Genomic DNA, 11,676 nt, shown 5'->3' with positions numbered 1-11,676 from the left:
TCAGCGGCAAAACTCCAAAGGAATTTGCCGAGACCAAGACACACGCCACTCGATCAGCGAATTAGTGGACATGCACAGCAATGACGGCGGAGGCAGGTTCGCGCCAAACCTTCGCCGTCAACCCGGCAACGGCGAAGAGATTGCCGAAACGTAATGCGGCGCGCGGAACTGACGCACGTTGCGCCGGTTGAGTTTCCTGCTCATATAATGCTGGTAGCGGCCGCGCTCCGCGGCTTCATCGATTTCGGTAGGACCTTATGCTCGACGGCCTGCGCCAATTCATCGCCGACATTGTTGCTCCCCATGCCCAGGACCGCGCGTTCGGTGACAGTGATTACCGGCTGGCGGCGACCGCGCTGCTGGTTCACGTGATCTCGCTGGACGGCCAGCCGACGGCTGCCGAGCAGCGCAAATTGCACAGCCTGATTGAAAGCCACTTCGGGCTCGATCGCGGCACTGCCGATCGTCTGATCGCGGATGCGACGGAGGTCGAGGGTGAGGCGGTCGACCTCTATCACTTCACCAGCATCATGATGCGCTCGCTCGACGAAGAGGGCCGCAAGCGGGTCGTCCAGATGATGTGGGAGCTGGTCTACGCCGACGGCCAGGTCACCGAGTTCGAGGACAATGTGGTCTGGCGCGCCTCGGACCTGCTCGGGATCGCCCAGCGCGACCGGATCGACCTGAAGCACGCGGTCGCAGATCGTGCCGGTGGTCAGGTCAAGGACAGCGCGCTCGGTGGGTGATCTCTGCCAGCACCGCCAATTGACGGTTGTGGCGACACATGACGAAACTTTAATGTAGCCCCCGGCCGTCTCGACTCCGGATTCGTCCGTAAATCCCGGGTTTTTGCGCCCCCTGTCACCCGCTCGAATGGCCATGCTGTCAGCGCCGCTTGCCTGTCGCGCTCGGCCTATGCTCTGGTTCCAGCATTGCGGGGCCAAAAAACTTCAATTCAAGAGACTTCGATCGTGACTGAGCGGGTAACGTTGATCACCGGTGCCTCGGCGGGCATCGGCATGGAGCTGGCGCGTGTGTTCGCCGCGAACGGACATCGTCTTGCGCTGACGGCGCGACGCGCGGACCGGCTCGAGGCGCTCGCGAACGAGCTCGCCGCCAAGGGCGGCAAGAAGCCGATCGTGATCGCCTGCGATCTCGAGGATGCGGAGGCCGGCGAGAAGATCGCGGCCGCACTCGTCGCCGAAGGCGTCGAGCTCGACCATCTCGTCAACAATGCCGGCTTCGGCGTATTTGGTGACGCAATCGAGCGCGACCGCGTCGAGCAGCTCGGCATCGTCGATGTCAATGTCCGGGCCCTGACGGATCTGTCGCTGCGCTTTGCCGATCAGCTCATCAGGAACAAGGGCGGTCTTCTCAACGTCGGATCGGTCGCGGGCTATCTGCCCGGCCCCGGCATGGCGGTCTATTACGCGTCCAAGGCCTATGTCATTTCCTTCACCGAGGCCTTGCGGGCGGAGCTTGCACCGCACGGCGTTCGCGTCACCGTCCTTTGCCCGGGCCCGGTGCCCACCGAATTCCAAGCGCGCGCCGGCGTCGGGTCCGGCCATGATACGGCCCTTCTCAATGTTCCTGCCGCCGATGTCGCACGGCAGGCCTATTGCGGGCTGATGGCCAATAAGCGGGCAGTGCTCCCGGGTCTGGGCATCAAGATCGTGCCATTTGCGCTGCGTTTCTTCCCGCGCGGCTTCATCCTATCGGCTACCAGCCGGTTTCAGAGGCAAAGACAGTAAAGAGAGCTCTCGGTCCGTCGTGGCCCGGAGCTTGCTTTCTTTCGGACGTGTGTGTGCGCAAGCTCACACGAAATTAACGATCGCTTAGTTATGCTGGCGGTCTGAACCGATAGCACTCGCAGAGACCATGTCGTTCCGGACGAACAGGTTTGGTGGCGCAGAAGTGGTGCCCTTCCCCAGAAGGACGCCTGATGTCGCCGCCTCCGAAACCCGGTTGCCGGTTCTGATCATCCTGCATCAGGAATCCTCGACGCCCGGCCGCGTCGGCAATGCGTTGCGCGCGCTCGGCCATCGCCTCGACATCCGCCGTCCCCGTTTCGGCGATCCGCTGCCCGAGACCCTCGACCAGCATGCCGGCGCTGTGGTCTTCGGCGGTCCCATGAGCGCCAACGATCCGGACGACTACATCCGCCGCGAGATCGATTGGATCGAAATTCCGCTCCGCGAACAGCGGCCGTTCCTCGGTATCTGCCTCGGCGCGCAGATGCTGGCGAAGCAGTTGGGGGCTCGCGTCGCGCCGCATGCGGATGCGCTGACCCAGATCGGCTACTATCCGATTCGCCCGACAGCAGCGGGACACGGGCTCTGCCCGAATTGGCCGGCGCGGGTCTATCACTGGCATCGCGAGGGCTTCGAGTTGCCGGTCGGCGCTGAACTGCTTGCCGAAGGCGATGATTTTCCGGTGCAGGCATTCCGCACCGGCAACGCTTTCGGCGTGCAGTTCCATCCTGACGTGACCTACGCGATGATGCATCGCTGGACCACGCGCGGCTATGACGGCCTCAGCGCGCCCGGCGCGCGGCAGCGGCATCATCATTTCGCGGATCGTGCCGTCTACGATGCCGCCGAACGCGCCTGGCTCGATCACTTCATCGACGGCTGGCTGACGCGCCGACCGGTTCTGGCGCAAGCCGCCGAGTGATCGCGCCTTAGCAGGTCCTTAACGCAGGTTCTTGGCGCAAGCTCTTCTCATCCGTTTGTATGCTAGGCTCATTGTCAACGAGCGCGCGCGAACGCGTGCCGGCAAACAAAGGGAGAGCGCCATGGCCTACGAACACATTCTGTATGATGTCAGCGACAAGGTCGCGACCATCACGCTCAACCGTCCCGACCGCATGAATGCGTGGACGCCCATCATGGAGCGCGACGTGCGCCATGCAATGGAAGCATCGAGCGCCGATGACAATGTCCGCGTCATCGTCATCACCGGCGCGGGCCGCGCCTTTTGCGCCGGTGCCGACATGGATGCATTGGAGGGGCTCGACCCCGATGATGTCAGGCGCGCGTCGAACCTGCCGCCGTTCGACATGAACCGGCGGCCCGATTGGCAGACGCGCTACGGCTTCTACCCGTCGATCGGAAAGCCCGTCATCGCCATGCTCAACGGTGCGACCGCCGGCATCGGCCTCGTCCACGCGCTCTATTGCGACCTGCGCTTTGCCGCCGACAACACCGTGTTCACCACCGCCTTCGCGCGGCGCGGCCTGATCGCCGAGCACGGCATTAGCTGGATGCTGCCGCGAATCGTGGGCCACGCCAACGCGATGGATCTGTTGCTCTCGGCGCGCCGCGTTTCGAGTGACGAGGCGTTGCGGATCGGGCTGGTCAACCGGCTCTGCTCGCCGGAAAAACTCCGCGAGGAGACCTATGCCTATGCGCGCGACCTCGCCGATTTCGTCTCGCCGAGCGCGATGGCCGTGATCAAGCGGCAGCTCTACGAGGTGCCGTTCCAGACGCTGGCGGAGGCGACGATCGAAGCCAACCGGGACATGATGGTGGCGCTGAACGGCAGCGATTTCCGGGAGGGGGTCGCAAGCTTCATGGAGAAGCGGCCGCCGAGATTTACGGGGAAGTAGGGGGAGGGATTCGGATGGAGCCCGCCGTCGCCCTTCGGGCTATGGCGGGGCAGCCTTCGCTCACTTCGCTGCGAGAGACCTTCCGGGCTTGCCTAGCCGTAGCTCGCGAAGCGAGCGAAGGCTGGTGGAGCCAGGCGGGATCGAACCGCCGACCTCGTCATTGCGAACGACGCGCTCTCCCAGCTGAGCTATGGCCCCTTTTGTAGGCCGCTCTGGTCAATGCGGCCGACAACCGGGCGCCATTTAAGTCCCCGCCAAGGTCAAGTCAAGGACGGCTGTAACCCGGTTTTAGCCATCCCGGCACCGACTTCCCTTGTTTGGACCGGGGGGAACCGATATCTAGCAAAAGACGTCAATCCCGACCAAAGCCAGAGTCTTTAAAAGCCATGCGTGCCGTTCTCGACATCGTCATCATCGTGCTCGACCTCTACGTCTGGCTGCTGATCGCGTCCGCGATCCTGTCCTGGCTGATCGCCTTCAACGTCGTAAACACCCGCAACCAGTTCGTGTCGGCGGTGGCGGAGTTCCTGTACCGAATCACGGAGCCGGTCCTGGCGCCGATCCGCAATTTCCTGCCCAGCCTCGGCGGCCTCGACATCTCGCCGATCATCCTGATCCTGCTCATCATGTTCATCGAGCGGGTGATCCTGTATTACATCTACCCGAACGTGATCTAAGCAGGCTGGAGCGCCCCGGGTTGCCAAAGAACCTTGTCATCAAGGAACCTTGGCGTTACGGGGCCGCAGGAATCAGCGTCGCGCTGCGGGTGACGCCGCGCGGCGGCCGCGACGACATCGACGGGATCGAGCAGCTCTCCGATGGCCGCAGCGTGCTCAAGGTGCGTGTGCGCGCCATCGCCGATGGCGGCGAGGCTAACAAGGCCGTTCTGGTGCTGCTGGCGAAATCGCTTGGCGTGCCCAAGGCCAGCGTCAAACTCCTGTCGGGAGCGACCTCGCGGCTGAAGCAGATCGCGGTCGATGGCGATCCGGCGCGGCTCGGCGAAGCCCTGCGCCAGCTCGCATCAGCCAAATCGACAGACTGAGGAAATTGACATGACCGCCAAGATCATCGACGGAAAAGTCATCGCCGCGGAACTTCGCGCCCGCGTCGCGGACGAGGTCGCACGCGTCAAACGCGAGCACAATCTGGTACCGGGCCTCGCGGTGGTGCTGGTCGGCAGCGACCCCGCGAGCGAGGTCTATGTCCGCTCGAAACACACCCAGACCCAGGCCGCCGGCATGGCCTCGTTCGAGCACAAGCTGCCGGCCGACGTCTCGCAAGCAGATCTCCTGGCGCTGGTCGCAAAACTCAACCGCGATCCCGCCGTGCACGGTATTCTGGTGCAATTGCCACTGCCCAAGGGCCTCAACACCGAGGCCGTCGTCAATGCCATCGACCCCGCCAAGGATGTCGACGGGCTGCATCCGAACAATGCCGGCCGCCTCGCCGGCGGTTTGGAGGCGCTGTCGCCCTGCACGCCGCTCGGCTGCATCATTTTGACCAAGAGCGTGCATGCTTCGCTCGAAGGCATGAACGCCATCGTCATCGGCCGCTCCAACCTCGTCGGCCGCCCGCTGGTGCAACTGCTGCTGAACGAGAACGCCACGGTTACCATCGCGCATTCCCGCTCGCGCGACCTGCCCGGGCTCGTGAAGCGCGCCGATCTCGTCTACGCCGCGGTCGGAAAGTCCGAGATGGTGCGCGGCGACTGGCTGAAGCCGGGGGCGACCGTGATCGACGTCGGCATCAACCGGATCCCGAAGGACGACGGAAAGACGCGTCTCGTCGGCGACGTTGCCTATCAGGAAGCGCTCACCGTAGCCGGCGCCATCACGCCGGTGCCGGGCGGCGTCGGTCAGATGACAGTCGCCTGCCTGCTGGTGAACACGTTGCGCGCGGCCTGCGCGATTGCAGGGCTGCCGAAGCCGGCGGTGTAGGTTTTCTTCACCTCGCCCCGCTTGCGGGGAGAGGTCGATCGCGAAGCGATCGGGTGAGGGGGCTCTCCGCGAGTCCGACTGTTGCCGTTTATGCGGCAGCAGCCCCTCACCCCAACCCTCTCCCCGTAAGAACGGGGCGAGGGAGCACACCATCGCTCGACGCGGTAGCTTTACCCGTTCTTCTTCTTCTCGCGATCGATGCCTTCGAGGATCAGCTTGTGCGCATCCTCGGGGCCGCCCCAGCGCAGGATCTTCACCCACTTGCCGGGTTCGAGATCCTTGTAGTGCTCGAAGAAGTGCTGGATCTGCTGGAGCGTGATGTCCGGCAGGTCGGAATACGACTTCACCTTGTCGTAGCGCTGGGTGAGCTTGGACGAGGGCACCGCCAGAATCTTCTCGTCGCCGCCGGCCTCGTCTTCCATGAACAGAACGCCGACCGGGCGCACGCTCATGACCGCGCCTGGGATGATGGCGCGGGTGTTGATGATGAGGACGTCGCAGGGATCGCCGTCATCGGACAGCGTGTGCGGGATGAAGCCGTAGTTTCCGGGGTAACGCATCGGAGTGTAGAGGAAGCGGTCGACCACCAGCGTGCCGGCTTCCTTGTCCATCTCGTATTTGATCGGTTCGCCGCCCACGGGGACTTCGATGATGACGTTGATGTCGTGGGGGACGTTTTTCCCGATCGAGATCGCATCGATACGCATTCAAGGCTCCGTTGTTGCCGAGGTTAAATCGCACCCGGCAGCGATTTTGGCGCTGTCATACGCGGGCTTGGCCCGCCGATCCATCGCGTTTTTGTGAAATAATGAATCCGGCGATCACCGGCTCAAAAGGCAGCGGTATCGACGGAAGGAAAATGCTGCCGGCCGGACTTCAGCAGCTCAATTGGTCCAAGCGAAGGCAACCTTGTCGAGCGACTTCGGCCCGAAACGCTCCGAGGAGCGCGCCACCATGCGGCCGCCCAAGGCACGGTAGAACTCGGTGGCCGGATCGTTGTCCGAGAGCGCCCACACCACCATGCTCTTCAGGCCGCTCTGCATAAGGTCGCGGCGGGCCGCGGTGAACAGACGGCGGCCAAAGCCCAAACCCTGGAATTCGGGACGCAGATAGAGCTCGTAGACCTCGCCGTCGAAATGCAGGCTGCGGGCGCGGTTGCGGCCGTAATTGGCATAGCCTGCGATCTTGTCGCCGAACACCAGCACGCTGACGCGGCTGCCCTTGCGGATCGCGCTGTCCCACCATTGCGGACCGCGGCGGTTGATCAGCTTTTCCAGTTCGGCGCCGGGAATGATGCCCTGATAGGCGGAGCGCCAGGCTTCGTCATGGGTGGACGCCACCGCAGTTGCATCTGCGGCTTTGGCCGGCCGGACCTCGATCAGGGTTGTGCTCATGGACGTGATCAAACCAAGTCGCCGCGCCGGCGGCAAGACCTATCCTTAATTATCGGTTAACCTGTGGACTTTCTGCATCAGTATTTGAACCATGTTGTACCGAAAAAAGACAAGACGCCGATTCGAATGGCACCCGAGTGCTCTGCACCGGTGCAAAACTGCTTTGCGGCAACGAATGAACGGCAATGGCAACGCAGAAAGTCTGCCGATATTGATTCGTTCCTACTAGTGTGACCGTCGCAGTTTCTCGCCTCCGGCAATTCATGCGGCTCCCCAACATTCTCGTGCTTCTGGCTCTGCTGGCCTTGCTGACGGCGCCGCCGGTGTGCGCTCAGGTCATTTTTGGTTCGTCCGGAGCGGAGGGCGATCCGTTTCGCCGTCAGCAATGGCGCGTGCCGTCGCCGGATACCGACATCGCCGCTCATGCCCTGCTGTTTCGTCCGCCGGGTGCCGGCCCGTTCCGGCTTGCGGTGATCGCGCATGCCTCGACGCAAAATGGGTTGCGGCGCGCGCAAATGTCTCAGCCGGAATACCGCGCACTCGCTGCGTTCCTCGTCGTGCGCGGCTTCGCCGTGCTGGTGCCGGAACGGCTCGGCCATGGCGTAACAGGCGGCCGCTATGTCGAGGACCAGGGGGGCTGCGACGAGGCGAACTATTTGCGCTCGGGCCGCGCAACGGCCGACGAAATCGCGCTCGCGCTGGAGGATCTGCGAAAGCAGGATTTTATCCGCAAGGACGCCGCAATCGTGATCGGACATTCCGCCGGCGGTTGGGGCGCGCTGGCGCTCGCGAATGCCGATCCGAAGGCGATCTCCGCCATCATCGCCATTGCGCCGGGCCGCGGCGGCCATGCCAATGACGAGCCGAACCGGATCTGCGCGCCGCATACGCTTCTCGCGGCGGCGGCTGAGTTCGGCAAGGCCGCGCGCATCCCCGTCACGTGGCTCGTCGCCGCCAATGACAGCTACTTTGCACCGGCATTTTCGCTTGCGTTGGTCGATGCGTTTCGCGGCGGCGGTGGCAAGGTCGACTTCCGCACGACACCGGCCGTCGGTAGCGAGGGCCACTGGATGATCGAAACCGAGGCCGGCGTCAAAGCCGCGAGTGCCGAACTCGATCGCGCGCTGAAGCCGGCGGCTGGCAAAAAGCCATGACGTTATATTTCCTCATCAAATATCTGCATGTGCTCGGCGCTATCGTCATCCTCGGTACCGGAACCGGTATCGCCTTCTTTATGCTGATGGCGCATCGCACGAACGACGTGGCGTTCATCGCGCGTACCGCTTCGGTGGTGGTGGTCTCGGATGCGATCTTCACGTTGTCCGCCGTGATCCTCCAGCCGGTCACGGGCGGCCTGCTGATGATGCTCTCGGCAACGTCGGTCGCCGAGCGCTGGCTGCTCGCATCGCTTGCGCTCTACGCAATTGCTGGCTTGTTCTGGATCCCCGTGATCTTCATGCAGATCGAGATGCGCGATCTCGCGCGGAAGGCCGCCGAGCAGCGTGGCGCGCTTCCGGAGCGCTATTTCGTCCTGTTTCGCCGCTGGTTCGCGTTCGGTTTCCCCGGCTTCGGGGCCACGATGCTGATCCTCTGGCTGATGATCGCAAAACCGTTTTGAGGGAGGTCATGAGCCAGCGAACCATTCTCGTGCTCGGTGCCTCAGGCCTGATCGGCCGCTACGTCACCGACGATCTTCGCGCGCAGGGATTTCGCGTGATCGGGGTGGCGCGCAGCCTGTCGCCCGCCCAGAAGATGGGCGCACTGGAAGTCGAGCTGCCGATCCTCTCGCTCGACGTAGCCGCGCTGGCGCACCTCCTCGGCGAGCACGCGGTCGATGTCGTCGTGAACTGCCTAGGTGTGCTCCAGGACGGACCCGGCAGCGACACCAACGCGGTGCATCGGGATCTCGTCGCACGATTGCTTCAGGCGATTGGCGGCAGCGGCCGTGCGATCCGGCTGGTGCACATCTCGATTCCCGGGACCGCGGGCGAGGATCGAACCGCGTTCGCAACGACGAAGCGTGAGGCCGAACGTTTGATCGCGGCTTCCGGCATTCCCCACGCCATCCTGCGGCCCGGTTTCGTGGTCGCGCCGTCGGCCTATGGCGGCAGCGCGATGCTCCGCGCGCTTGCGGCCTCCCCGCTCGACCTGCCGGAGAAGGAGATGGCGACGCCGTTCCAGCCCGTTGCTGCCGAGGATATTTCCGCCACCATTGCCTGGCTTGCCGCGCGCGATATCGACGACGCATCGGTGAAGGCTGTGAACTGGGACCTGATGCAGGTCGAACCGATCACAATGGCTGGCGTCATCGAGCAGTTTCGTATCGCGTTCGGCACGGCCGGCTGGCTGCGCGTCGCGATGCCGTCCTTCATGCTCGATCTCGGCGCGAAAGGCGGCGACGTCGCCAACTATCTTGGCTGGATGCCGCCGATGCGTTCCACGGCCATCGCCGAGCTGCGCCGCGGCGTGAGCGGCGATCCCTCGGCATGGATCGCCGCCACGGGCATCGTGCCGAAATCACTGGCTCAGACGGTCGGCCGCCACCCCGCCACGATCCAGGATAAGTGGTTCGCGCGGATGTTTTTGGTGAAGACGCTGATCTTCGCGAGCCTTGTCGTGTTCTGGTGCGTCTCCGGCTGCATCGCGCTGTTCGTGTCCTATGGTGCCGCCGCCGGAATCCTGACTGCGCACAACTTTCCGTCGGCGCTGGTCGATCCCATCACCATCGGCACCAGCCTGATGGACATGAGCATTGGGGTGCTGATCGCCTTCCGCCGCACCGCCGCGATCGGACTCGTTGCGGGCATCATGGCTTCGCTCGGCTATATGTTTGGTGCCGCGATCCTGACGCCGGATCTCTGGATCGAGCCGCTCGGTGCACTGGTGAAGACGGGACCGGCGATCGTGCTGATGTTTGTCGCGCTTTTGATGTTGGACAATCGCTGATGCCCAAATGGCCTGACGATGACGTCATCCTGTTCGACGGCGTCTGCATCTTCTGCTCGCGGTGGGTGCGGTTCGTCGCCAAACGTGATACGGCGAAGCGATTTCGCTTCACGCCGATCCAATCTGACTATGGCGCCCGGCTCGCACGCACGTTCGGCATCGATCCCGCTGATCCCGACACCAATGCCGTGGTTCATGGCGGCGAGGTCTTCATGAAATCCGACGCTGCGCTGACGGTGCTGTCGCAGCTCCCTGGCTGGGGCTGGGTGCGTGCGCTATTCGCTGTGCCGAAGGCGTTGCGCGACCCGGTGTACAGCCTCGTCGCGCGCAACCGCTACCGCATCTTCGGCAAGTACGATGCGTGCTTCGTGCCTGATGCCGATTTGCGTGCGCGGGTGATCGAGTAATTCGTCATTGCGAGCGCAGCGAAGCAATCCAGGCTGCCGCGGCGGAAAGATTCTGGATTGCTTCGCTGCGCTCGCAATGACGAGTGGATGGCTACGGTTTGCCTAGAACCGCCAGCACTTCCTGCGCCGCGCGCTCCCCTGAATCCCGCGCCCCATGCGCCGTGGAGAAAAAGTTCGGCGACGTCGCCTCTCCCGCAAAGAACAGCCGCCCATCGACCGGCGCCGCCAGCACGGCACGGTCGCCGGCGTGGCCCGGCAGCGCGTGCGAGTAGGAGCCTCTCGCGAACGGGTCGTGCGCCCAGCGCGACTCGTAGAGCGGCTTCAGCTTTCGCCTGATGTCGTTGCCGAGCAAGCCTGCGATCTCGTCGATGCTTTGCGCGGCAAGAGCGCCTTCGCCGGCGTCCTCCAGCTCGCGTGCAAAGCTGCCGCCGAAAAAGCCTTCGATACAGGGTTGGCCGAACGGGCGGATATGATAGGTGCCCATGTCGGTGCGCATCGTGGCGCCGCGCAAATTACCTTCCTTCGGGAAGGCCTCTGCATCGTCGAGCGCCAGCGTCACCTTGTCGTCGACCCCGAGCGGCAGGCCGGCTGCGGCATCGACCTTGGCGGGGAGAGGTGGCGAGAACCGGATCGCCTCATTGGTGATGAGATTGGTCGGCACGGTGACGATCACCTTGTCCGCGGTCAGCGTACCCTGCGATGTCTCGATGCGGATGCGCTTGTTCGAATGATCGATCAGCGCGACGTTGCAGTTCAGCGCCACCGGGCAGGGCGCGCCATAGGCCGCGATCAGAGCGCCATAGCCGCGGCGGACGCGCCAGTTGAGGTCACTGTCCTCATAGGCGTCCCAGTCCAGCGTCGACATGTCCTTCAGTTCGCAACCGTTGATGTAGGTCGAGATCGCGTCGATCATGGCGTTCCAGCGATTGCCCGGCTCCAGGCTCAAGCTCGCGGGGACATCCTGGCCCTTCTGGGCGGCCTTCCACAGCCGCTGATAGAAGGCGTCCATTGCGCGCATGAAATCATCGCGCTCGGCTTTCGGAAACGCGTTGCCATAGGCGCGCTCGCGCCAGGGCGGCAGGTCTTTGTTGACCTCGAAACCGAGCTGCTTTGCAATCGCGACAAAGGAATTCTTGTCCGCCGAGTGCAGCCAACCACAGCCGACGTCGAAGGTGACTTCGGGCGAGGCCTGCACCGTCCAGGCTCGGCCGCCGAGCCGGTCGCGCGCCTCCAGCACGATCACGGAGAGGCCGGATCCTGCCAGCGCATGCGCCGCGCCAAGGCCGGCGGCGCCCGCACCGATGATCGCGACGTCGACGGAGGAGGGCAGGGACATAGCGGTCAATTTCATCGTCATGCCCGGGCTTGTCCCGGGCATCCACGTC

At 63.9% G+C, this 11,676-nt stretch carries 14 protein-coding genes and 1 tRNA gene; 11 read left to right on the top strand and 4 right to left on the bottom strand.

Features of this window, described 5'->3' with window-relative positions:
• Positions 1 to 257 precede the first annotated feature (257 nt).
• The 4 genes from AC0L3U_RS16090 to AC0L3U_RS16075 all read left to right on the top strand — a co-directional run bounded on the left by AC0L3U_RS16090 (position 258) and on the right by AC0L3U_RS16075 (position 3,607).
• Positions 258 to 746, top strand: coding sequence for a tellurite resistance TerB family protein (locus AC0L3U_RS16090; protein ID WP_027566318.1), 489 nt, complete (start codon positions 258 to 260; stop codon positions 744 to 746).
• Positions 747 to 971: 225 nt separating this feature from the next.
• Positions 972 to 1,751, top strand: coding sequence for an SDR family NAD(P)-dependent oxidoreductase (locus AC0L3U_RS16085; RefSeq protein ID WP_473362368.1), 780 nt, complete (start codon positions 972 to 974; stop codon positions 1,749 to 1,751).
• Positions 1,752 to 1,878: 127 nt separating this feature from the next.
• Positions 1,879 to 2,673: a glutamine amidotransferase gene (locus AC0L3U_RS16080; RefSeq protein ID WP_473362367.1), complete on the top strand. Its 795-nt coding sequence runs from the start codon at positions 1,879 to 1,881 to the stop codon at positions 2,671 to 2,673.
• Between the two features lie 121 nt (positions 2,674 to 2,794).
• Entirely contained in the window at positions 2,795 to 3,607 is an 813-nt protein-coding gene (locus AC0L3U_RS16075; protein ID WP_473362366.1) for an enoyl-CoA hydratase, read from the top strand.
• 122 nt (positions 3,608 to 3,729) lie between these two features.
• On the opposite strand, the gene AC0L3U_RS16070 is transcribed toward AC0L3U_RS16075, so the two are convergent.
• A tRNA-Ala gene (locus AC0L3U_RS16070) sits at positions 3,730 to 3,805 on the bottom strand.
• A gap of 188 nt (positions 3,806 to 3,993) precedes the next feature.
• Between AC0L3U_RS16070 and AC0L3U_RS16065 the strand changes: the two genes are divergently transcribed.
• From AC0L3U_RS16065 to folD, 3 genes are read left to right on the top strand one after another with little or no spacing between them, the layout of a single operon-like run.
• Positions 3,994 to 4,284 (top strand): YggT family protein, encoded by a 291-nt coding sequence (locus AC0L3U_RS16065; RefSeq protein ID WP_007598721.1) that lies wholly within the window; start codon positions 3,994 to 3,996, stop codon positions 4,282 to 4,284.
• A 20-nt stretch (positions 4,285 to 4,304) separates the two neighbouring features.
• Positions 4,305 to 4,649, top strand: coding sequence for a DUF167 domain-containing protein (locus AC0L3U_RS16060; protein ID WP_473362365.1), 345 nt, complete (start codon positions 4,305 to 4,307; stop codon positions 4,647 to 4,649).
• 10 nt (positions 4,650 to 4,659) lie between these two features.
• Entirely contained in the window at positions 4,660 to 5,544 is an 885-nt protein-coding gene (folD, locus tag AC0L3U_RS16055; RefSeq protein ID WP_473362364.1) for a bifunctional methylenetetrahydrofolate dehydrogenase/methenyltetrahydrofolate cyclohydrolase FolD, read from the top strand.
• Positions 5,545 to 5,714: 170 nt separating this feature from the next.
• On the opposite strand, the gene ppa is transcribed toward folD, so the two are convergent.
• Positions 5,715 to 6,251, bottom strand: coding sequence for an inorganic diphosphatase (gene ppa / locus AC0L3U_RS16050; protein ID WP_027566324.1), 537 nt, complete (start codon positions 6,249 to 6,251; stop codon positions 5,715 to 5,717).
• 177 nt (positions 6,252 to 6,428) lie between these two features.
• A complete protein-coding gene (locus AC0L3U_RS16045) occupies positions 6,429 to 6,938 on the bottom strand; it encodes a GNAT family N-acetyltransferase (protein ID WP_007598725.1) in 510 nt (169 codons plus the stop codon).
• 263 nt (positions 6,939 to 7,201) lie between these two features.
• Here AC0L3U_RS16045 and AC0L3U_RS16040 point away from each other — a divergent pair, with 263 nt between their 5' ends.
• From AC0L3U_RS16040 to AC0L3U_RS16025, 4 genes are read left to right on the top strand one after another with little or no spacing between them, the layout of a single operon-like run.
• The gene (locus tag AC0L3U_RS16040; RefSeq protein WP_473362363.1) at positions 7,202 to 8,092 is read left to right on the top strand and encodes a dienelactone hydrolase family protein; all 891 of its coding nucleotides are present in this window, start codon (positions 7,202 to 7,204) and stop codon (positions 8,090 to 8,092) included.
• The gene (locus tag AC0L3U_RS16035; RefSeq protein ID WP_473362362.1) at positions 8,089 to 8,556 is read left to right on the top strand and encodes a DUF2269 family protein; all 468 of its coding nucleotides are present in this window, start codon (positions 8,089 to 8,091) and stop codon (positions 8,554 to 8,556) included. Before AC0L3U_RS16040 ends, AC0L3U_RS16035 begins: the two co-directional genes overlap by 4 nt.
• Positions 8,557 to 8,564: 8 nt before the next feature.
• Positions 8,565 to 9,884, top strand: coding sequence for a DoxX-like family protein (locus AC0L3U_RS16030; RefSeq protein WP_473362361.1), 1,320 nt, complete (start codon positions 8,565 to 8,567; stop codon positions 9,882 to 9,884).
• Positions 9,884 to 10,291 carry a thiol-disulfide oxidoreductase DCC family protein gene (locus AC0L3U_RS16025; RefSeq protein WP_473362360.1) on the top strand — a complete coding sequence of 136 codons (408 nt, stop codon included), beginning with the start codon at positions 9,884 to 9,886 and terminating at the stop codon, positions 10,289 to 10,291. Before AC0L3U_RS16030 ends, AC0L3U_RS16025 begins: the two co-directional genes overlap by 1 nt.
• 91 nt (positions 10,292 to 10,382) lie before the next feature.
• Here the strand turns inward: AC0L3U_RS16025 and AC0L3U_RS16020 are convergent, their stop codons facing one another.
• A complete protein-coding gene (locus AC0L3U_RS16020) occupies positions 10,383 to 11,627 on the bottom strand; it encodes a flavin monoamine oxidase family protein (RefSeq protein ID WP_473362378.1) in 1,245 nt (414 codons plus the stop codon).
• Between the last annotated feature and the right edge of the window lie 49 nt (positions 11,628 to 11,676).

Source organism: Bradyrhizobium sp. Kon69 (assembly GCF_055807515.1).
This window is presented reverse-complemented; position numbering and strand designations above follow the sequence as displayed.